Below are 21,623 nucleotides of genomic sequence, written 5' to 3'. Positions count from 1 at the left end.
TTCCCCTACTACACACGCTAAAAATAACGCAACACGCGTTTCAAATCCTCGGGGGTATCAACTCCGATGCTTTCCAAGTTAGTGGGCAGAACTTGAATCGCAATCCCATTCTGCAAGGCGCGCAACTGTTCGAGCTTTTCGGCCTGTTCCAGCGGAGACGGCGGCAATTTGACCAGTTTTTGAAGCACTTCCGGGCGATACGCGTAAATCCCGAGGTGCTGCCAGTGCTCCACCGCGCCGCCCGGTTCCCTGGGATACGGGATCTGCGAGCGTGAAAAATACAGCGCCTTCCCGGCAAAATCCGACACCACCTTGACGACATTCGGGTTGAGAACATCCTCCGGGTCCGTGATTTTCCGGGCCAGCGTGGCCATCGGGAAATCCCCCAACGCGCCGATAAATTGATCCAAAATTTCGCCCCGCATCATCGGTTCATCGCCCTGGACATTCACAATCCAATCCGCCCCGCATCCAGCCGTCACTGCAGCCACGCGGTCCGTGCCGCTGGAAAGTTCCGGCGAGGTCATGAGGACTTCAGCTCCAAAACCGCGGGCCGCATTGAAAATATCCTCGTGATCCGTCGCAATCAATATCCGGGAAACGGAACGCGCGGCGCCGACAGCCTCCCAGACACGGCGGATCAGGGGCTTGCCCTTGATGTCCGCCAGCATTTTGCCGGGAAAGCGGGTGGAAGCGTGCCGCGCCGGAATGACCACCCAAACAGTCTTTTGAGAAGTGGCAGCGCTCATGTTTCCAGCATCCTGCTTAAAATCCAATCCACCGCCCCGCAAAAATCAGCCGCCACATGATGCGCCAGGTCCTGCGCCTGCCGCTTGTCCGCTTCCGCATCTTCATAGCCTGACAAAACCAGGACACTGCAGCAGCCCGCGTTCAAACCGCAGCGCACGTCACTCAGCCGGTCCCCCAGCATGAAGCTTTCCGCCAACTCGATATTATTTTCGTCCCGTGCGCGAAAAAGCATGGTGGGCGACGGTTTCCGTTCCCGCACGCCCTGGGGATCTTCGGGCGCGGCATAACACAAATACAAGCCTGAAAATAGACCGGCCCCGAGGCGGCGGAACATCTCTTCGTTCACCGCATGCACCTGCGCTTCCGTGATCAGTCCGCGCCCCACTCCGGATTGATTCGACACCAGGAACAACTCCAGGCCGGCTTCCTTCAATCTCGGCAGGCCTTCCCTCACCCCGGGCAGAATTTCCACCCGGGAAGGATCACCCAAATACGGAATGTTCCGGATCAGAGTGTCGTCCCGGTCAAGAAATACCGCTCGTTTTTTCATCATTGGCAATCGCTTCGATCAATTCCTCCGGCTGGAGTGTGGCCGTGCCCAGCTTGCTGACCACCACGCCGGCGGCATGGTTGGCGATCTCGGCGGCTTCGTTGCCGTTCAATCCCGCAGCCAGCGCGGCCGTAAAAAATGAGATCGCCGTATCGCCCGCGCCTGACACATCAAAAACCTCCCGCGCCCGCGTGGGCGTGTGGTGCGGCGGCAGAAACCGCTGGTACAACATCATGCCGTGCTCGCCCAGGGTGATGAGCAGATACGGCAGTTGCCAGCGTTCGAGAAGATCACGGCCCACGGCGTCAAGTTTGTCATTCTCCTCCACATCGGCAATGCCGCAGGCCGCGCAGGCTTCGAGGCGGTTCGGCTTCACCACCGTCGCCCCGGTAAAGTTCAGGGGATTGTTGGGGTTGGGGTCCACGGCGATGATCAGGTTTTTGGGTTTCGCCAGTTCCGCCACTTCGTCGTAGATTTCCTGGGTCAAAAAGCCCTTGCCGTAATCTTCCACAATCACCGCGTCATACCCTTCAATCTCCTTCTTCAAAAAGGAACGGATTTGCTCGATTTCCGACTCGCGAAATTTCAGCGGCGCTTCGCGGTCCACACGAACCACCTGTTGATGGCGCGCAATGATCCGGGTTTTGACAATCGTGGAAAAACGGTTTTCGATAAACAAGCCCTTGGTGTCCATCCTGGCTTTGCGCAGCAGGCGGGCCAGATTTTCACCCGCCGCATCCTTGCCCAACACACCGCAAACACCGACTTTGATTCCAAAATCCGCCAGGTTGCGGGCCACGTTGGCCGCGCCGCCCGGCATCGCGGTTTCCTGGGTCACATGCACGACCGGCACCGGCGCCTCGGGAGAAATGCGGGTGACCTTGCCCCATACAAATTCATCCAGCATCAGGTCGCCGATGACGAGGATGCGCAATTCCTGCATCCGCTGGACAATTTTTTTCAGGCGCGCCGGGGAAAAGGTGATTTCTGCCATAATGAACTCTTAAGACAAGGGTTAATACTCTCCGCACCCTGTTGCGGGTTCAATTCTTTTTTTCACGGAATCGCACATGGAGGTTATTGCAAAAGTGCGTCAGATGCACCTATCCTGTGCCTATGCGTTCCTTGCTGATATTGGTCTTGCTGGCATCAAGCTGTTGCGCGCAGGTGGCCCCCCTCCCCGCGTGGAACAGCCAGAGCCTGAACGCGTGGTGGGACGCCCATCCAACCCCCGAACAATGGCCCCAGGCGGTGGACGAACTCAAGGGCCAGCTCGCGGGCGCGTATGACAAAAACAAGGAACGCTGCTTCAGCGACCCGGACTTCAATGGCTGGCTCCAACATCTGCAATGGGTGATCGCCGGGCTGCAGGCTCACACCCTGCTGGAAAATCCGCAGGCGCTGCAAACCTTCATCACGCTTGGCAAATCCGAAACCGTCTCCCAACTTTTTGTAAAAAACCTGTCACCCAAGGATCACACATCGGAAGCGCTTTCCATCCTGATCCGCATCGCCCAGACGGCCCACGCCGATCTCAATGAGTTTCCCGCTCTCGCCGTGGCCTACAGCCTGGTCTTCGACCAGCCTTTTCCCAGAAACTGGCCGCACAGCCAGGTGGAGCAAAAGGCGGTCCCGCTCGGGGACCCGGACCCCGTCCAGCGCTTCAATTATTATGTACAGGCCAGCCGCAACAAAAAAACCGAATTTGACCTTTCCAAACTCGGATTTGAAGAACTGAAATATTTGGTGGATTGCCCGCTCCAATTATCGGAGCTTGATTATGGCGCCAAAAACCACATTTCCCACTCCCGGTTTGGAGAAGCGTTCTTCAGCATCAAATACGATGAGGAACGCTATAAATCCGCAACTTACAGTTGGCAACTCCCCAGCTACCGTCTGCAGGACATTGAAAAAAACGGCGGCATTTGCGTCGATCAAGCCTACTACGCTGCGATCCTCGGCAAAGCGCGCGGCATTCCAACCCTCTACTTCCATGGCGAGGGCAGCGACGGCGGCCATGCGTGGTTTGGCTACCTCGAACACCCGGGCAAATGGCAGACGGATTGCGGGCGCTACGCCAGCCAAAATTATCCCATCGGCTACGCGATTGACCCGCAAACCTGGACAACCATTAATGACAGCCAGTTGGAAAATTTGGTAAAATCGGCCAACCTCAACCCCAACTACGCCCCCGCCAAAGCGGCGCTGGTCTGGGCCAAGCTGAATGAAAATTCACCGCTCTGCCGCCAGATTTACGAAGATGCCCGCACCCTCATGCCCGCTCTCGGAGAAATCTGGCAGTCGGAAGGCGCCTGGCTTGAGGCCAACAATGCCCCGCTTGAGGACAGGAAAAAATTCTACGGTGATTGGATTCATCAGTTCCTTTACAACCGCGATTTGAAAGTCGAAGGACAGAAACAACTGGCCGCCTTGCTGAAACAATCCGGAGACCCCGAAGGCGACAAACTGGAACATGCCATCCTGGCCGAAAACCGGAGCAAGCGCTTTGACCTCGCGATCAACGCAGGGGCCGGCGCCCTTGCGGAAAAACTGGAAGCCAAGGATTGGAAAAATGCGGAGCAGGAATACAAAAAGCTGGTCCGCAAATTTGAGCAGCAGGGCGGCGGCAACCTCTTTTATGCGGTGGTCCAGCCTTATGTGAAAACCTGCATTGAAGAGGAACAGTACGATCTGGCCCAGGAAGGCCTTAAATACGCCGAAAAACGCATGCCCCTGTCGCAGGACAGCATCATCAGCCGGGAATTCGATACGCTGAGTGATGACATAAAAAAAGCCCGCGCGAAATAAGGCTGGATTTCCATCCGCGTTTTAGGCAGCTTGCGCGGCTATGCAGGAATGGATTCATACAGTCATCTACGGGATAGTCGAGGGTATCACGGAATTTTTGCCCATCTCTTCAACCGGGCATTTAATCCTGACTGAAAACATTTTACACGACCATCGCTCGGATTTCTTTCTGGTCGGCATCCAGGCCGGGGCTGTTCTGGCGGTGACCCTTATTTATTGGCAAAAGCTCTGGAACCTTTTCCGTCACTGGCAAAAACATGAAAACAGGGACTACCTCCTCAAACTCGCCGTGGCATTCCTTATAACGGTTGCGGGCGCTTTGCTCGTTGTGGACAAGATGCATTGGAAACTGACCGAAAGCATGGCGCCGGTGGCATGGGCGCTGACGATCGGGGCGATTCTCATTTTTGTATCCGAATATTCCCTGCGGCACCATTCCCCCACCTCGCTCATCAGTTGGAAGACGGCGGTCGTCGTCGGCGCGGCGCAGGTTCTGGCGGCCATGTTCCCCGGAACATCCCGTTCCGCCATAACCATCATTGCCGCCATGTTTTGCAGCGTCAGCCGCGTCGCAAGCACGGAATTTTCATTCCTTCTCAGCATTCCGACGATGTTTGCCGCCACCGGTCATGAATTTTTGAAGATCCATAGGCAGGGCGGGCTCAATCTGGATGAAATCGACCAGTTTGCGCTGGGATTTGCGGTTTCACTCGTGGTGGCCTTTATCGCCGTCAAATGGCTGTTAGGCTATATCCGGAGCCACAGCTTCATCCCGTTCGCGTGGTACCGGCTGGCTCTGGGGGTTGGACTGCTGATTTGGCTGGGTTTTAAGAATTAAGTTTAAAGTTCGCACCCGGCGAATCCGTCCTGTGACGGATTTGTAGGTTTTAAGCAGGAATTCTTAATTCTGACTTCTTAATTCCACATTCTTAATTTGCTCAGCGTCTGAGCGCCTTGGAGCGGACTGTCTTACCCGGCTCGGATTCGCCTCTGGCGGGCAGCGGCGGCGGGAGATCGGGGGACAAAGGCTGCGGTTTTTCCTCATACCAATCGATCTTGCGGGTCGCATACATGACGGCGCCGAGCGCGATAAACAACCCGATCGTGCCAACTAAAAGCGAATAGTCCTCGAGCTGCAGGATCACATAAAGGAAACTATATATACCCGCCAACCCAACACCCATGAGTAGAGTCCGGAAGCCGCTCTTCAAAAATGCCAGACTGTAAATGGAGATCATGAGTGTACAAGCGCCGGCAGCCACCGCGTAGGCGCATCCAAACCTCAGAAACTCCGAAAGGGCGATAAGCGCCAGGTAAAAAAGGCAGAGGGCCCCTCCGACCAGGATGTATTGAAACATATGGATGCGAAGTTTTCCGGTCACCTCGAACAAAAAGAAAGCCGTAAAGGTAAGCAGGACAAAAAGAATGCCGTATTTGATGGCCCGTTCGATATTACGGTAGAAATCCACCAGGTTGATGAATTTCACACCGTAGCGGGATTGGGCGACCGTGTTCTCGTTAAACTCAACTCCAGGAATGCGACTGGTCCATGACTGCGGATAGCTCCTTCCATAATAGGAAACCTGCCAGTTGGCATCAAAACCGCCTGCCGATACCTGATGTTGGGCGGGAAGGTAAGCGCCGCTGAAACTCGGGCTGGGCCAGTTGGAAGCCAGATGCGTTTCATTTTTTATGCCCAGCGGGGTGAAGTTCAGCGACGAGCTGCCGTTAAGGTCCAAATCCACAGAAAACACAATGGGAGCCCCGGGCAAAGGAGTTCCCTTCAATGGCGCATAAATTCCGGAGGAAAAACCCGGCAGCCCGGAACCGGGCTTGAATGGAATCGTTGTGCCGCCCCAGGAAGCCTGGATCTGACCCTTCGCGCCGCGCAGGTCATTGATGGCAAGGGCAAGATAGGCATCGTTCCACTGCACATCTTTGCGGTCGATTTTCAGCGCATCCCAGTCCGGTACGGCGAAGCGGCCTTTCAACGTAAGGCTCGTGCTGTAAACAATGGCCTCGTAAATCCCCCGGGCACGGCGGATGGAATCGGCCTTGCCTTCAATCGACAGCTCGGCGGGCAGAAAACAGGCGCGCGCCGTGTCCGTGCGGATGATTTCCTCTTTCTTGCCGTTATACTCTTTCCAAGTGTATTGATAGGGCACCACCAGTACCGGGCCGGTAATCGACTGGTCTTTGCCCCAGGTGGACGTGATGTCGCCAATGGCTTCGTTGCGCCGTTGTATGCGTTCGTTTAAAACCGATTCCACCATGCTGAGCGGGATGAGCAGCAGCAGGATGAGAAATCCAATGACACAAAGTTTAAGGAGTATGGAGAAACGGCGGAAAAAGGAAGCAATCAGATCGGCCAGTGTTGACATGCCGTCTAACATAGCGCGCAGCGCCTGCATGGCAAGACGGTTTTGTGGATGTCAGTTTAAAGAATTAAGTCTTAAGTTTTAAGTTTTAAGCTTAGACCGCTGTGCGCTGCAAGCGCATTGCATCTGACGTCGGAGGTTGCGTTTAAGACCTGTGTTCTCTGCGTTCTTTTGCGGCCAAAATCTGAATTCTGCATTTTCTCAGCTCTCCGAGCTTAGCGTCCGTCTGGATTTCAAATACCGGTTGATGGCTCCGACGACGATTGGAATAAACGAAACCGCAATGACCGTCAAAATGATGAGATCCAGCCTCTTCGTCAAAGGCGTCAGGCCGAGGAAATAGCCCAGGCCGACCAGGCTCCAGATCCAAATAAAGCCGCCGAAGATATTAAAAAATACAAAACGGCGGTAGGGCATTTCGGCGACGCCCGCCATGAACGGCACAAAAGTGCGGAACATGGGCAGAAACTGGGCGATCACAACCGCCTTGCCGCCATGCTTGATGTAAAACTCATGGGCCTCGTTGACATAACGCTTCTTGAAAATGCGCCCGTCGGGGCGGTTGAAAATCGCGCGTCCGGTCCTCCGTCCCAGCCAGTAGCCGGTCTGGACGCCCAGAATGGCGGCAAAAGTCAGGCCGATCAGCACCATCCAGACATTCAGTACCGGAGCCCCGTCAACGCCGATCTTTGCCGACACCACCCCTGCGGTCACCAACAGGGCATCGCCCGGCAGAAAAAATCCCAACAACAGGCCTGTTTCAGAAAACACGATGGCAACCAGAACCAAAAGGCCGCCGGAAGAGATGATCTGGGTGATGCCTTCGGTGCTGTAGAGGTTTTTTAGAAATTCAATCATGGGGCCGGAATGGATAGCAGGAAGAATCCGGCGCTGCAATGAACAAAAATCCCCTCAAATCCCCTCTATCTTCAGGGGTGCGGACATCTTGCCCGCACTGCTGCGCATCTGGAACACTTGCGATGCATATCGGAGTTGCGCGGCGGATGTTTTTCAGCATTCGCTTCGGGGTCTGCGTTCTTGGATTACATATTTACATGTCAGATAACCCTGATATTCCATAAGTTATGTGACAAAAATGTCGTGTATCCCGTGAATTTTACGAAAAACCGACAAGGGACCACCCCCAATTTAATGATTATCCGACAAAACTGCCGGCTATAGAGCTATTAATCGATACTGGATTTGTTCGACTAAAACCATGTTAGGCCACGGAGCCACATCTTATGAGTTGGAACATCAAATGCACAGATTCAGGATGCGCTCAGCAGTCATGGGTGAGCAACATCGTTGACCTTATCGCAAATCACAGGGACAGCAAAGGTTGGTTTCTTTGCCCGTGTGGGAAGCATGGCTATATTGAGAAGAGATTCGACAAGCAAGAGTTTGGCGAGGTTTGGGAGCCTTACTTGCGTGGCATTATTCCTCTCGGCGATGCTGACGATACTTACCAGCCATTCGTCTTTCTCATCAGCTACGAGCCGACCAGCCAGCCTACCGACATCTGGTTTTCTTACTACAAAGATTTACGCAGTTCCGGTGGCCGCTTGAAGCTCGGTTGTGGCCCTGGTGGGCCGCCCGTTCTCGCCAAGGCCAGATTTCTAAATTTGTTATCTCAGCTTGTAAAGACACAGAGCTTCACAAGGCAGGAGATTATTGATGCTGTCAATGAATCCGTTGACTAACAGGTATCAAGAGCCAGCGTCCAATATGACTGACATTCAGTCATGGAATGTCTTGTTTGTCGGACGTTATAACCCCCCCCTGTCCACTGACCCAAATAGTCCCGCCCGCGGCGCCCATCGGGGGTTGCCGTTTACGGTAACACAAAGCGGCGTCGCGTCCGTCGGCTGCCGGACTTGCCACCACACCAAATTCGTCATGTGGCGATCCATGCAGCATTCATCCCCCTGACATGCAATGGATAGCAGGCTGAAACATATGGGGCGACACAGCGGTCGTCCCTCCATTTGATTTTGTACTTCACCTTTTGCGTCTTTCGCGCTTTTTCGCGGCCAATCTTTTGCCGGTTTTAATCAAACAACTTCTGCAGGATGTTTTCCTTCTTTTCCTGCGTCAGGCCCCGGCGGATAAATTCCTCGGCCGCAGTCCATTCCTTCGAGCCCATGCCTTTTCTGCCGTTGGGGCCGGCAGGCACATCGCGAATTTCAATGGATGCCGATTTATTCTGCACCAGAGCCGCGCGCACCGTGCTCTCGATCCGGCAATCCGGACCGGCCAGGAACTGCGCCGGGCAGCGGATTCCATCCAACAACTCCTGCGCCGGCAGGGCGGGCGGTTCCAAAAAAACCACGGATGTCAGGCCCGAATCCTTTTTCAAGACGAATTTGGCCACATGGGAAGCCGTTCCCCCCACCGCCACCATGGCAACCTTATCCACCTTGAAACGCGGGCTGGTTTGAAAAAAGTTCACCGACGTTTTCAAGGATGCCAGCACGGACTTTTCCATCAGGTCGGCGATCATCCGGTCGGCCTGCTGCGGATTGGGTGTTACCGCGCCATTGTAAAGGTCGGCCACCAAGACAAGGTATCCCTTCCGGGAAAGGGCGTCGGCCTGCTTTTTAATTTCCGCATCAATGCCGTAACCATCCGGCACGATCACGATGCCGCACGCGGGCGGCTGCTCCGGTACGACAAGATACGCAATATCGTCCGTGCCATAATCCCGCAGGTAAATGAGCTCCCCCTTGAATTGGGGCTGGGCCGGCGGGTTCTCCTGGGCATGCAGCGTACAGTCCGCAGCCAAAACAAGCGCTGCGGCAAGATATCCGATTGATCTCGTGATTAGCATAATAGTGGCGATAATTTAAAGTTTTAGGAAGTTTTTCAACAAGCGCATGCCTTCCCGCGTCAGGATGGATTCGGGATGGAACTGCACGCCGTGAATCGGATATTCCCTGTGGCGCAGGCCCATGATTTCCTTTTCAGCCGTGCGGGCGGTGATCTCAAGACAGGCGGGCAGGCTTTCCTCACGCACAATCAGGGAATGATAACGCGTCGCGTCAAAAGGGTCCGGAAGGCCCGCAAAGACGCCCTTGCCGTCGTGGTGGATCGGCGAAGTCTTGCCGTGCATCAGGCGCGGCGCCCGCACCACTTCCCCGCCGAAAACATGCCCGATGCATTGATGCCCCAGGCAGACCCCGAAAAGCGGAATCTTTTTCCCGAATTCCCGGATGACATCATTGGAAATTCCGGCATCCAGCGGCGTGCCAGGCCCCGGCGAAATCACAATCTGTGTCGGGGCGAGTTTTCGGATTTCCTCCACCGTGATCTGATCATTGCGTTTGACCACAGGTTCCGCGCCCAGTTCCCCGAAGTACTGGACCAGGTTGTAGGTGAACGAATCGTAGTTATCAATGACCAGCAGCATAGGCTTTGTTTTCAGGCATCGGTAAATGTATTGGCCAACGCCAGGGCTTTCATGGCGGCTTTTGCCTTGTTCACACTCTCCAGATATTCGCCTTCCGGCGTCGAGTCGGCCACCAACCCGCCGCCCGCCTGGATATAGGCGGTCTTGTCCTGAACCAGGGCCGTGCGGATGGCGATGCAGGAATCCAGGTTGCCGGAAAATCCGAAATAACAGACCGCTCCGGAATAAATGCCGCGGCAGGTGGGCTCGAGTTCCGCAATGATTTGCATGGCTCGAACCTTGGGCGAGCCCGAAACGGTACCGGCCGGGAACGTCGCGCGCATGACGTCGTAGGCGGAATATTCCGGATTCAGGTCGCCCACGACATGCGAGACGATGTGCATCACATGCGAATAGCGCTCTATGGTCATGAAATCGGTCACCTGAACGGTGTTATAACGGCAGACGCGCCCGACATCGTTGCGGGCCAGGTCCACCAGCATGACATGCTCGGCCCGCTCTTTCGGGTCGGCCAGCAGTTCCTTCGACATGGCCTCGTCATCCGCGGGCGTGGATTTGCGCGGCCGGGTGCCGGCAATCGGGTGGATCTCCACCTTCCCATCCACGCAACGCACATGCGTTTCGGGAGAGGAGCCGACCAGGGCGCGGCCGCCGAATTTCAGGCAAAACATATACGGGGACGGGTTGATGAAGCGCAGGGCGCGGTAGAGCTCGATGGGATCGCGCTCAAACGGCGCCGAAAAACGCTGGGAAGGCACCACCTGGAAGATATCGCCGGCCCCGATGTATTCCTGCATGCGCGAAGTCATCCGGATGTATTCATCCTTGGTCATGTTGGTGGTGTACTTGGGAGTCGCCAGATCGCGCCGGACCCCCAGGACATTGTGACTGACATTACGTTGCAGCTTTTTTTCAAGCTCCCTGATTTTCAAGACGGCCCGGTCATAAGCCTCCCCGGCGTCCCCGCGCACATGGGCGTTCACCAGCACCTTGATACGGCGCGCCAGATGGTCGAAGATCAGGAGGGAATCGCTGACGATAAAATAAGCGTCCGGAATTTTCAGATCGTTCAACTTTGCCTGCGGCACCGTCGGCTCAAAAAACCGGACCGCCTCATAGCTCAAATACCCCACGGCTCCGCCGTAAAAGACAGGGAGTTCCCCATACGTGATGGGGCGGTAATGCGCCATCAGTTTCTGTAATTCAACCAGCGGGTCTCCGTCGATTTCATATTCCCGGACCGCTTCACCTTCCTGGATGCGCGCCTTGCTCCCATGGACGGAAAAGATCAGGCTCGGATCAGAACCGACAAAGGAATAACGCCCGAATCGTTCCCCACCCTCCGCGGATTCGAGCAAAAAGGTGTCGTCGCCCGTGTCGAGCTTGATGAAGGCCGACATGGGTGTTTCCAGGTCCGCGATGATCTCGCGGTAAACCGGTATCAAGTTCCCCTGTTTGGCCAGTTCCAGGAAAATGTCTTTGGTTGGAAAAATCATGGTTTTCTTGAATTGCTCTTATTATTTAACACCGCACCGGAATGCCTCTCTCGTGAAGATATTCCTTCACCTGCGGGATCGTCAACTGTCCAAAATGAAACAGGCTGGCGGCCAGCACCGCCTGGGCCTTCCCCTGTTCGAGAACCTCGGCAAAATGCTCCAGTTTTCCCGCTCCTCCGCTGGCAATCACCGGAAGACAAGTCGCCTCCGAGACCGCACGGGTCAAATCGATGTCATAACCGGCCTGCGTCCCATCGGCATCCATGCTGGTCAATAAAATTTCCCCCGCACCGCGTTTTTCGCCTTCCCGGACCCATTCCAGCACATCCTTCCCGGTTGGGGTACGCCCGCCGTGGGTGTAAACCTCCCAGCCTCCGCCGGCTTTCCGCTTCGCATCAATCGCCAGTACCATGCACTGGCTGCCAAAAGCCCCGGCACCCTCGCTGATCAATTCCGGGCGGTTCACGGCGCTGGTATTGACGCTGATTTTGTCCGCGCCCGCCTGCAACATGTTACGGATGTCGGCAACAGTCCGGATCCCCCCGCCCACCGTCACTGGCATGAACACATTTTCCGCCGTGCGACGCACGACATCCAGCATTGTGGCCCGGCCTTCGCTGGAAGCTGTGATATCCAGAAAAACGAGCTCATCGGCTCCCTGCCGGTCATAAGCCCTGGCAGCCTCGACAGGATCGCCGGCATCACGGATTTCCACAAAGCGGACCCCCTTGACAACCCGCCCGCCGTCCACATCGAGACAAGGTATGACACGTTTCGCAAGCATTGTTGTAAAAAACTCCAGTATGGCGTGGCAAGCGGTGGAATCCATCTTAAAATCCACCGGGCCGAGCGAATTACGTCTGGCCAACCCGCCGCAATGCCATAAGATTTGGATGTCAACTTTAATGCCTGCAATTAGAGTGGCAGCCGCAAAGTTGGCTTGTAATCTGCTCCAAATGTCTGCGCAACTTTAAAGTGAGAACACCTTTATGGCCAAACTCGAAAATACGGATGTGGTTGAAAAGACAAGGCCCGAACCCAAAGCTGGAACTGCCGGTAAAAACGGCGGCCAGACTTCCAGCGTAGAACAAAAAGCAACCCCGGCTTTAAGCAACCGCACTCCCCAGGATCCGCGCATTCGCGTTCCCCAGTCGGATTTCGACAACAGCGCCCGAAAATTTGAACTGGAACCCACTCCTTCAGTGAGCATACCGGAGCCGCAGGTTCCCGAATATGAATATCTCGGTGAATTGCCTCAAGCCTATGGCACTAAAAAATTGCACCTTGTGGCCCGCGATCCATACTGGCTTTATGCGTGCTGGGACCTGACCTTTGAGCAGATTGCCCATGCCCAGGAATCTGCGCATGACGGCAAGGTCTTTTTGCAACTCTACGCAAACGACGGCCAGCGCACTCAACAAATCCAAATCTCCCCCTGGAGCCGTGAATGGTACCTCCATGTCAATCAAGCCGACGCCCGCTTTCATGCGGAAATCGGCTATTACCGGCAGGATGGCGGCTTCGAAATCATCAGCCGCTCCGGCATCACCGCGACCCCGCGCGATACACTCTCATGGCGGACGGACGCCCAGTTTGTCACCATCCCGATGCGTTTTTCCTACAAGGATCTCTTCAGCATGATTGAGGGACATCTGCTGCCTGATGAGGATCTGGCGGAAGCACTGGCCCGCCTGCAACGCAGCGGTTTCAAGTTTCCCTTCGAAATCGGCTTTCCGCCGGAGCTCAACGAAGAAGCCCAACGTTCCCTGCTCGAATACATGGGGGGCGACTTCGTGCGCCGCATCCAGGCCGGCTCGGGGGAAATCGTGGAAATTTTCCGCCGTCGCATTCAATCGGAACTCAGCAGCGGGCAGTGGCGCAGCAGCCCCTTTGGCGCGTCTTTCGGAGCGTCCTTTGGCGCCCGCCCGAGGGAATTCTTCATGCACGTCAATGCCGAGCTGATCCTCTACGGTGGAACCGATCCGAAGGCCAAACTGCGGATCGACGGCAAGGAAATTGCCCTGGGGCCGGACGGCGCCTTTTCCTACCATTTCAATTTCAACGACGGTAAATACCACATCCCGATTGAAGCCACATCACCGGACGGCTCGGAGAAACGCTCGGCGTTGCTCTCCTTCCTCCGGCTTTCGGAATTTCAGGGGGATGTCGAAGCCTCGACCCAGACTCCCCGTCCTGAACCGTTGGGCAAGGTGGATTGAAAACGACTTGCGCCAGCCGACAACGCCCAATGCCTGACAACAGAAAAACCCAAAACCCGGGTAAAAACCCTTGCCATGCCGGCTCCCTTGCCAATAGCTTGACACAACCGGGATCCAACTGAATTCATTTATGCCGCAAGGTTACTTCGCCCTCGTACTGCACGCCCACCTTCCCTTCGTCCGCCATCCCGAGCATGACGAATTCCTGGAGGAAGACTGGCTTTATGAAGCCATCACCGAGACCTACATCCCGCTCATCAACATGATGGACGGCCTGCTGAATGACGGGGTTGATTTCCGGCTCACGATGTCGATGACCCCGCCGCTCTGCTCGATGCTGCGCGACCCCCTTCTGCAGGAGCGTTATATCCGGAGTATTGACAAATCACTGGAGCTTTCTATCAGGGAAATCGAACGCACACGCCATGACCCCGCTTTTCACGAATTGGCCTGGTTCTACCACAACCGTTTGAAGGACTGCCATCATGTGTTTTGCGACAAATACCACCGCGACCTCGTCGGCGCCTTCCGCAAATTCCAGGACGCCGGCAAGCTGGAGATCATCACCTGCGGCGCCACCCACGGCTTTTTGCCCCTCATGGCCGAGTACCCCGAGGCCGTCCGCGCGCAGATCCTCATTGCCCGCGACCACTACCGCGAATGTTTCGGACGCGATCCCCGGGGCATCTGGCTTCCCGAATGCGCCTATTACCCCGGTGTGGAGAAATTTTTGCAGGAGGCCGAGATCCGCTGGTTTATCGTCGATACGCACGGGATCATGCACGCGGAACCGCGCCCGCGTCTGGGCGTTTACGCCCCCATTTATACCCGCAGCGGACCGGCGGCATTCGGGCGGGACATGGAATCCAGCAAACAAGTCTGGAGCGCCGAGGAAGGCTACCCCGGAGATCCAAACTACCGCGACTTTTACCGGGATGTGGGATTCGACCTGGATTTCGATTACATCCGCCCCTACATCCAGCCCAACGGCCTGCGCAAATTCACGGGGTTGAAATATTACAAAATCACGGGCCGGAGCTCGCACAAGGAACCCTATCGCCCGGCAATCGCCAAGGAAAAGACTGCGGAACATGCCGGCAACTTCATGTTCAACCGCGAAAAACAGGTCGAGCACCTGGCGGGCGCCCTCGGCATTCCGCCAATCATCCTGGCCCCGTATGACGCCGAACTTTACGGGCATTGGTGGTTTGAAGGCCCCGACTTCATCAATTATTTCCTGCGCAAGGCGGCGTATGACCAGGATGTTTTCAAAACCATCACTCCGGCGGAGTACCTGGAAAAATATCCCACCCAGCAACTGGCGACTCCCTCCGCCTCGTCCTGGGGCAACAAGGGATACTGGGAAGTCTGGCTGGAGGGTTCAAATGCCTGGATTTACCAGCATCTGCATGTGGCCGCGCAACGCATGACCGAGCTGGCCCGCCAGTTTAAGGATTGTTACGGACTGACCGACCGCGCCATGAAGCAGGCCGCGCGGGAGTTGCTGTTGGCGCAGTCGAGCGACTGGGCGTTCATCATGAAAACCGGGACCATGGTGCCGTACGCGGTCAAACGCACCAAGGACCACATCCTGCGCTTCAACCGCCTCTACGAGCAGATCAAGTCAAACCAGATCGACGAACGTTTCCTCGGGAATTGCGAATGGCGGGACAACATATTCCCCAACGTCAATTGGCGGTATTATATTTAGAATTCCTTGAAGTATTTCTTCAGGTTGCGGTCGTAACGGCGGCGCCAGCGTTCCTCGGGATCCAAAAAGAAGCGTTCGTGCACCCAGGATGCGGCTTTGGCTGCAATCCAAAGGATCAACAACCCGGCGGCCACTGAAACCGCCACTAAAGCTGAAAGCCATATCTCGCTGTTGTTCATTCCTGAGTTTTCAATATAAACTTGATGCCTGCTGCGCTTACACTATCCCAAACCTCACAGGGGGTCAACCCACCCGGACTTTTATATTCTCCTGCGTGTACTCCCAAAGGCCGTCGAGCACCTTTTTTAGCTCCTCTTTGGCAGGGGGCAAATCCCCGGGCGCCTGGACTTTCGTCTTGCCGAAAAAGTAATATTTGATTTTAGGCTCGGTCCCCGATCCTCGCACGGCAATGCGGAATCCGCCCTCGAGATAAAACATGAGCATGAGTTCCTTCGGAATGGCTTTGCCATCAATGTCCTTGATGTCCTCCTCGGCAAAATTCTGGATGCGTTCCACCCGTTTGCCCGCAAAATTTTCAGGCGGACTTTGCTTGTAACTCTCGAGCAATTTCCGGATCTTGGCCGCGCCTTCAGCACCCTCGAACGTCAGGGTGCCCAGCTTTTCCGAGTAATAACCATGCTGCAGATAGAGTGCATCAAGGTATTCAAGGAGATTCATGCCTTTCGAGGCCGCATACGCCGCGGCTTCGGCAAACATCAGAACGGCCGCATTGGCATCCTTGTCCCGGACATAGTCGCCGCCGGAGTAGCCGTAACTTTCCTCCCCGCCAAAAACATAAAATGAACTCTTCTTCAGGAGGATATCCCGCCAGGAATCGGCATTGAGGCTTCCGCGCCCGCCCGCCTGCTCTTCGTAAATCTTCAGCTTTTCGCCGATGTACTTGAATCCCGTCAGGGTATCAACGCATCGTACGCCATGCTGCGCGGCTATGTCCCTCTGCAAATCGGTCGTGACAAAGGTTTTAATCACCACGGCATGGGAGGCGTTCGCCTGGGTCAGAATGCCCCTGGCAAAAAAACGTTCCAGGCGGTAGGCGGCCATAATGGAGCCTATCATATTGCCTGTAATGATTTGATACTCCCCATTCCGGTCCCGGATGACGACGCCCATGCGGTCCGCGTCCGGATCCGTACCCAGCACCAAATCAGCCCCTTCCCTCTTCGCCTGTTCCAGCCCGAGCGAAAGCGCCTCGGCATTTTCCGGGTTGGGCGACTTGACCGTCGGGAATCCTCCATCGCCCTTCGCTTGTTCCGGCACGATTGAAACATTGAACCCGAATTTTTCCAGTACACGCGGGGTGATGCGGATGCCTGTACCATGTATCGGGGTGTAAACCAGCTTCAGTTTCGATTTTTGCTCACGGATGATCCCCGGTTCCAGCGCCAGCGTGCTGACAGCTTCGATGTAGGCGTCATCCACCGAATGGTCGAGGAGCGCCACTTTGCCGGGCCGGGCGGCGGGTGTTTGGATCTTGCCTGTCTTTACTTCCAATACCCGGGAAATGATTTTAGACGCATGCGGCTCCACAATCTGGCCGCCATCCTGAAAATAAACCTTGTATCCGTTGTCATGCGGCGGGTTGTGGCTGGCCGTCACCATCACACCCGCATGGGCTTTCAAATAACGCACGGCAAACGATAATTCCGGAGTCGAACGATCCTCGGGAAACAGAAAGGCGTCCACGCCCATTTGCGAGGCCACGCTCGCAATCAATTCCGCAAACTGCCGCGAGAAATAACGGGTGTCGTGCGAGACAACGAGCCGGGGAACTTCGCCCGTAAAATATTCGAGCATGTAGCGCAGCAGCCCCTGCGTGGCCCGGCTCACATTGAAAAAATTCATCGAGTTGGTGCCTACGGCCGGGTATTGCGGTTGCGGCCCGCCTGTTTTGTTTCCCCATTCGGCTTTCGTGGCCACCTTGCCGATGCTGCGTCCGCGCAGGCCGCCGGTGCCAAAGCTCAATGTTTTATAAAAACGGTCATTCAGTTCGGTCCACTGCCCGCCCTCCACCAATTCTTCGAGGCTCCGCTTCTCCCATTCCTCCGCGCCCGCTTCCTTTAAAAAAAAGAAAATATTATCGGCGCTGGATTTTAACAGGTGGCCGGCCGTGACCGCATCCAAGACTTGGGATTCCAGGGAATTCATGTGGCACCTATTAGAAAAAGAAAAATGCGGCGACTTGTTCGGCTTTCGTCATCACTTCACAATAGCCATCGGGAAATTGGGGCTGTCGGGATTCACAGTAACGAGCAATCGGGCGGGATTGACAATCAAATCCATGTCTTCCATTGCGATAGCTCCCAAGATGACTTCGTCACCCATGATCAATGCGCCGCCAAAGCTGTTTCTGTTCTGGAAAGTCACCTGCAACGGGCCTGCGTAGGCAACGAGCTGGCGGCGTCCGTCCGCTACAGTCACCTCGCGCTTCTCAGTTTCCTTTATCTGCAGTTGAACTGCAACATGTTGCGGAACGCACATCGTAATTGCCCCGGTATCGACAAGTGCGTTCGTCTCTACGGGGGACATCTCTGGATAGCGCGGATTACTCAGAAGAATCTTGGTGCGTATTAATCCCATGCTTGAATCATGCCACGAATAGGAGGCGCATCAAGTGCCTTTATTTTTGAACGATTCCCTGAACGTCGCGTACGCTTCAAGTACCGCTTTCAAATCCTTTTGGCGGCAGGGAATGATGAGAAAACGGAGAGTCTCGCTCTTGGCCAGGTCCTCAATTTCAGCGCCATCCACCGTCTGCGAGCTGTCCACCTGGACATGTTTTTCATTGTTGAGGCAGCGGATTTTAATCCACGGCTCCGGCATGGAAGGAACTCCGTCCAACGCGCCCGCATCCTCGAGATAATCGATTTTTACAGTTTGGATTTGGGTCATCTTGCGAAGCTCGTTGATTTTCAATTCCCGCCCGATTTTCAGAATGTGTTTTCCCGGGTCGTATTGAAACACGATCTTTTCGCCCAACTTTTCAGCGGCCGGTTGCGCCACCTGCCGGAATTGTTCAAATGCAGACGACGTATCTTCCGCGTGTGCGAGCGGGCAAAAAAACAAAAAAAGGAGGGGCAATCGTTTCATTCGCAATATGGGATTTAGGCATGTTGCAGCAGATTGGTCGAGCCTTTGCTGTGGGGCACTGTCATTCTGTCAGGAAATGACTCCTGCCCTATTTTGCTCACCGTACGGAAGTCTGGTTTTTTGCGGATGTAGTGGAGGTGCATGGCCCGCTCACGATTTATCGGAGTTCACAACCCATGCAACAATATTCAGCTCAAAACGGATGTTCCGCAAAAATCCATTCAACGACGGGCTTTCCGCCGATCAAATGCTCCTCAATGATGCGGTCGATTTTTTCCGGCGTTACCCGGCTGTACCAAATGCCGTCGGGGTACACGAGCAGGATGGGCCCTTGCATGCAAATTTTGAAGCATCCGGCCTTTGTGCGCAGGAATGGCAGATTCATTTCCGCAAGCCTCTTTTTGAGATGCTCCCAGGCCTCCTGACCCAACTCCGGGGAACAACAATCCGGTCCCGGACAAAGAAAAAGATGCCGCTGCGCGGATGGAATTCCGATTTTTTTGACTATGTCAGCAAGTCGCTCCGCATCATTCATGTAACCTCCAGAAACTTTTCCACCTTCGTCAGATTTCGGATTCCGCGATCCGTAACCAAAACCAGATCCTCGATTCGCACTCCGCCGATTCCGGGATAGTACAAGCCCGGCTCCACTGTCATGATCTGGCCCGCCTTGAAAATCGTGGCGGCAAAACGGGGCGCTTCATGGATTTCCAGCCCAAGACTGTGTCCGGTGCCATGGAAAAATCCAACCCAGCGCCCCTTGTCTTGCCGGGTGGCATACCCCTTTGACACGAAAAAATCCTGCACCCCGCGCTGAAGCTTCCCGCCATCCGCTCCGGGCCGGATCGACCGCAAAACCTGCTGTTGGCCGTCCAAAACGGTTTGATGCAAATTTCTGAGCGCGTCGCTCGCGTGCCCCCTCACCACGGTGCGGGTCAAATCCCCGAAATAACCGCTTTTTTGGTCCCTCGGAAAAATATCCAAAATGATGGCGCTGCCGGCTTTCAAAGGCCCGCTGCCGCGCTCATGCGGATCGCAGGCCTGGTTGCCACCCGCGACAATCGTATTGGCCGGCAATCCCCCCGCCCGTATCACAGCCGCGTCGATCTCCCCGCGCAAAATTTCAGAAGTCAGCTTTTTGCGCGCCCAAACAAGGACGCTTCCCCGGCCCGGCTTCGATGCCCGCAAAACCTCCAACCCGCGCGCCAAGCCCGATTCAGCCTGGCGTTGCGCCCGGATGATTTGTTGCACCTCCCAGTCCGACTTCAACTCGCGTCCCGGGAAAAAAGGTTGCTCCACAGAGACGCCAATACGCTTTTTGCGCAATGCCACGGCATCGGCATGCGAAAATGAGCCGGGCACAGAAACCGAGCGTATCCTCCTGCGCGCCAACAAGTCCGCCACCAGGTCGATCAAAGCCGGCTTGCGCCGCAGTTTGACAGCCGGCTTTTTTTCAAGAAGGCTGGAATCCAGGAGCTCGTCGATTGACGCCACGCGCCGCACGCGGTCGATTTCCAGCGGGCTGAGAATCGCCGTCGTTTTCCCGTCCTGCTCCAGCCACGCAATGGGATCCGGAACAAAAAAGCGGGTGGCGTAAAGCATATCGGCGCAGCTCTCACTGGCACCAATAATCAGGCGGGCGCATTTTTTTCTCATAAATCTTTCAAGTGGCGATATTCCAGCTATGCTGGCGTTATGTCAATTGCCACACGTACGGGTGATGAAGGCCAGACAGGGCTCATGTATGGAAAACGGGTCCCGAAAGATGATCCGCGAGTGGAAGCCTACGGCACCATCGACGAACTCAACTCGGCCCTGGGCTTGGTCAGGGCCACTGGCTCCGATCCCTGGCTCTCCAAGGAAATCATGAGCACACAAAAGGATCTTGTGGCGCTCATGGGCGAGCTTGCAGTGGCGGAAATCGACCACGAAAAATACCAAGCCTCGGACCATCCGAAAATCACCGCGCCCATGCTGGAGCGCCTCGATCTGGGAGTCGCCCGTATTGAAGCGGAAAATGTGCGCTTTGAGGGCTGGGCCACGCCGGGCGAGACGCTTCATGCCGCGGCCCTGGACTGCGCCCGGAGTGTCTGCCGCCGGGCGGAACGCCGGGTGTTCACCCTCAGTTGTGAGGCTGGGAATGTCAATCCTCTGATTCTGAAATACCTCAATCGCCTGTCGGATTTTTTATGGCTGCTCGCGCGGCGGGAAGAAAGCACCGTCAACGGAAAGGAAAAATGAAGTACTTGTATTTCAAGCTGCTGTGTTACCAGCAATTTACACTCTCAATTGGCAATAATAATGATTGTCATTTACGCAATCTATGGATAATCTAATGGCATTAAGCAAAGTGGCGGGGTTGCTTCAACTTCGGGTGTGGTGATGGAGACCAAGCGCATCACAAATTCTTCAGGCGGCGCACTTTTTCCATTTGGAGAAATGGTGCAGCACTATGGCCATACCGGCCGCACCGGAATGTTCATTGTCAATTTTGACAATCAGCAGGGCTCGATTTACCTCATGACCGGCATTGTGGCGCATGCGGAAACCAATACACTCAGCGGCGAACCCGCCGTGTGGGAGATGCTTTCACACACCAATGTCACCTATGAATGGGTCGAGTCCGAAACGCCCAAACAAATGACCATGAGCGGCCTTGTTCAGGACGTGCTGCTTAGATCCATCCAGGCTCAAAATTCCGGCGAGCTGGAAAAGCTTCGGGCTGAAGCAGCCCAGATGACCCGCACCCGCAGCATTCAGGATTCGGACGCCATCTATCTCATTTCCCTTGAAATCGCCAGCCGCGAAATCCGTCCGTTTAGTTTCGTCATTCAAAGCAAGCAGGTCCGGGTCGGCCGCCATGCCGAAAATGACATCATGTTGTCCGACAGTTCAGTCTCCCGGAAACATGCCATTCTGATCCAGAATCAGGATGCCCTGCTGGTGCGGGACCTTGGTTCCATGAACGGCATCCGGGTGGACGGCCAGCCGGTCATACAGGGGCTAGTGCGCAACGGACAGATTCTTCACATCGGGGAAGTCACACTCAAGGTAGCCATCAGCAAGATGGAACAAACCCCCGCCCTGGCCACAGCGAAAAAAGAAGCCACGTAGCCCGGATGCCTCACCCGCTACTAAAGTCTTTCCACTGTTGGGTAATAGCACCAACAGGTCGATCATCAAAATGAGTATGA

22 protein-coding genes are annotated in these 21,623 nt (G+C 55.3%); 7 read left to right on the top strand and 15 right to left on the bottom strand.

Translation table 11 applies throughout. The features are described from left to right. Positions 1-17: 17 nt before the first annotated feature. From kdsB to rfaE1, 3 genes are read right to left on the bottom strand one after another with little or no spacing between them, the layout of a single operon-like run. Positions 18-749 (bottom strand): 3-deoxy-manno-octulosonate cytidylyltransferase, encoded by a 732-nt coding sequence (gene kdsB, locus PHD76_07600; protein ID MDD5261699.1) that lies wholly within the window; start codon positions 747-749, stop codon positions 18-20. Beyond that, a complete protein-coding gene (locus PHD76_07595; GenBank protein ID MDD5261698.1) occupies positions 746-1,303 on the bottom strand; it encodes an HAD-IIIA family hydrolase in 558 nt (185 codons plus the stop codon). Before PHD76_07595 ends, kdsB begins: the two co-directional genes overlap by 4 nt. Next, the gene (gene rfaE1 / locus PHD76_07590) at positions 1,275-2,294 is read right to left on the bottom strand and encodes a D-glycero-beta-D-manno-heptose-7-phosphate kinase (GenBank protein ID MDD5261697.1); all 1,020 of its coding nucleotides are present in this window, start codon (positions 2,292-2,294) and stop codon (positions 1,275-1,277) included. Before rfaE1 ends, PHD76_07595 begins: the two co-directional genes overlap by 29 nt. 122 nt (positions 2,295-2,416) lie before the next feature. On the opposite strand from rfaE1, the gene PHD76_07585 reads away from it, so the two are divergent. Next, positions 2,417-4,108 carry a hypothetical protein gene (locus tag PHD76_07585; protein MDD5261696.1) on the top strand — a complete coding sequence of 564 codons (1,692 nt, stop codon included), beginning with the start codon at positions 2,417-2,419 and terminating at the stop codon, positions 4,106-4,108. Between the two features lie 40 nt (positions 4,109-4,148). Further along, positions 4,149-4,946, top strand: a complete 798-nt coding sequence (locus tag PHD76_07580) for an undecaprenyl-diphosphate phosphatase (protein ID MDD5261695.1) — start codon at positions 4,149-4,151, stop codon at positions 4,944-4,946. 100 nt (positions 4,947-5,046) lie between these two features. Here the strand turns inward: PHD76_07580 and creD are convergent, their stop codons facing one another. Together creD and PHD76_07570 are read right to left on the bottom strand one after the other, a co-directional pair. Continuing rightward, positions 5,047-6,489, bottom strand: a complete 1,443-nt coding sequence (creD, locus tag PHD76_07575) for a cell envelope integrity protein CreD (GenBank protein MDD5261694.1) — start codon at positions 6,487-6,489, stop codon at positions 5,047-5,049. Positions 6,490-6,687: 198 nt separating this feature from the next. Beyond that, positions 6,688-7,344, bottom strand: a complete 657-nt coding sequence (locus tag PHD76_07570) for a VTT domain-containing protein (protein MDD5261693.1) — start codon at positions 7,342-7,344, stop codon at positions 6,688-6,690. A 437-nt stretch (positions 7,345-7,781) separates the two neighbouring features. Here PHD76_07570 and PHD76_07565 point away from each other — a divergent pair, with 437 nt between their 5' ends. Next, entirely contained in the window at positions 7,782-8,189 is a 408-nt protein-coding gene (locus PHD76_07565) for a hypothetical protein (protein ID MDD5261692.1), read from the top strand. A 347-nt stretch (positions 8,190-8,536) separates the two neighbouring features. Here PHD76_07565 and PHD76_07560 read toward each other — a convergent pair whose 3' ends face one another. Genes PHD76_07560 through hisF form a run of 4 tightly spaced genes read right to left on the bottom strand, consistent with a single transcriptional unit; the run spans position 8,537 to position 12,220 of the window. Then, positions 8,537-9,316 (bottom strand): dienelactone hydrolase family protein, encoded by a 780-nt coding sequence (locus tag PHD76_07560; protein MDD5261691.1) that lies wholly within the window; start codon positions 9,314-9,316, stop codon positions 8,537-8,539. A 15-nt stretch (positions 9,317-9,331) separates the two neighbouring features. Continuing rightward, a complete protein-coding gene (locus PHD76_07555) occupies positions 9,332-9,895 on the bottom strand; it encodes an aminodeoxychorismate/anthranilate synthase component II (GenBank protein MDD5261690.1) in 564 nt (187 codons plus the stop codon). Positions 9,896-9,906: 11 nt separating this feature from the next. Next, positions 9,907-11,391 (bottom strand): anthranilate synthase component I, encoded by a 1,485-nt coding sequence (gene trpE, locus PHD76_07550; GenBank protein ID MDD5261689.1) that lies wholly within the window; start codon positions 11,389-11,391, stop codon positions 9,907-9,909. A gap of 25 nt (positions 11,392-11,416) precedes the next feature. Further along, complete coding sequence (hisF, locus tag PHD76_07545; protein MDD5261688.1) at positions 11,417-12,220, bottom strand: imidazole glycerol phosphate synthase subunit HisF; 804 nt, start codon at positions 12,218-12,220, stop codon at positions 11,417-11,419. 160 nt (positions 12,221-12,380) lie between these two features. Between hisF and PHD76_07540 the strand changes: the two genes are divergently transcribed. Both PHD76_07540 and PHD76_07535 read left to right on the top strand, forming a co-directional pair. After that, on the top strand, positions 12,381-13,610 hold the full coding sequence (locus PHD76_07540; GenBank protein MDD5261687.1) for a DUF4912 domain-containing protein: 1,230 nt from the start codon (positions 12,381-12,383) through the stop codon (positions 13,608-13,610). 130 nt (positions 13,611-13,740) lie between these two features. Further along, positions 13,741-15,321, top strand: a complete 1,581-nt coding sequence (locus tag PHD76_07535; protein MDD5261686.1) for a DUF1957 domain-containing protein — start codon at positions 13,741-13,743, stop codon at positions 15,319-15,321. Here the strand turns inward: PHD76_07535 and PHD76_07530 are convergent. The 6 genes from PHD76_07530 to PHD76_07505 all read right to left on the bottom strand — a co-directional run bounded on the left by PHD76_07530 (position 15,318) and on the right by PHD76_07505 (position 20,085). Continuing rightward, a complete protein-coding gene (locus PHD76_07530; protein ID MDD5261685.1) occupies positions 15,318-15,500 on the bottom strand; it encodes a hypothetical protein in 183 nt (60 codons plus the stop codon). The genes PHD76_07535 and PHD76_07530 overlap by 4 nt on opposite strands. Positions 15,501-15,564: 64 nt before the next feature. Beyond that, positions 15,565-17,487 (bottom strand): phospho-sugar mutase, encoded by a 1,923-nt coding sequence (locus PHD76_07525; protein ID MDD5261684.1) that lies wholly within the window; start codon positions 17,485-17,487, stop codon positions 15,565-15,567. Between the two features lie 51 nt (positions 17,488-17,538). Next, a complete protein-coding gene (locus PHD76_07520; protein ID MDD5261683.1) occupies positions 17,539-17,919 on the bottom strand; it encodes a clan AA aspartic protease in 381 nt (126 codons plus the stop codon). A 30-nt stretch (positions 17,920-17,949) separates the two neighbouring features. Then, a complete protein-coding gene (locus tag PHD76_07515; GenBank protein MDD5261682.1) occupies positions 17,950-18,429 on the bottom strand; it encodes a hypothetical protein in 480 nt (159 codons plus the stop codon). Positions 18,430-18,622: 193 nt separating this feature from the next. Further along, positions 18,623-18,814, bottom strand: a complete 192-nt coding sequence (locus tag PHD76_07510; GenBank protein ID MDD5261681.1) for a ferredoxin — start codon at positions 18,812-18,814, stop codon at positions 18,623-18,625. Between the two features lie 146 nt (positions 18,815-18,960). Beyond that, a complete protein-coding gene (locus PHD76_07505) occupies positions 18,961-20,085 on the bottom strand; it encodes a Xaa-Pro peptidase family protein (GenBank protein MDD5261680.1) in 1,125 nt (374 codons plus the stop codon). Between the two features lie 39 nt (positions 20,086-20,124). Here PHD76_07505 and PHD76_07500 point away from each other — a divergent pair, with 39 nt between their 5' ends. Next, complete coding sequence (locus tag PHD76_07500; protein ID MDD5261679.1) at positions 20,125-20,670, top strand: cob(I)yrinic acid a,c-diamide adenosyltransferase; 546 nt, start codon at positions 20,125-20,127, stop codon at positions 20,668-20,670. A gap of 141 nt (positions 20,671-20,811) precedes the next feature. After that, positions 20,812-21,543, top strand: a complete 732-nt coding sequence (locus PHD76_07495; GenBank protein MDD5261678.1) for an FHA domain-containing protein — start codon at positions 20,812-20,814, stop codon at positions 21,541-21,543. Positions 21,544-21,623: the final 80 nt, after the last annotated feature.

The organism is Candidatus Methylacidiphilales bacterium (genome assembly GCA_028713655.1).
Taxonomy (GTDB): domain Bacteria; phylum Verrucomicrobiota; class Verrucomicrobiia; order Methylacidiphilales; family JAAUTS01; genus JAQTNW01.
This window is presented reverse-complemented; position numbering and strand designations above follow the sequence as displayed.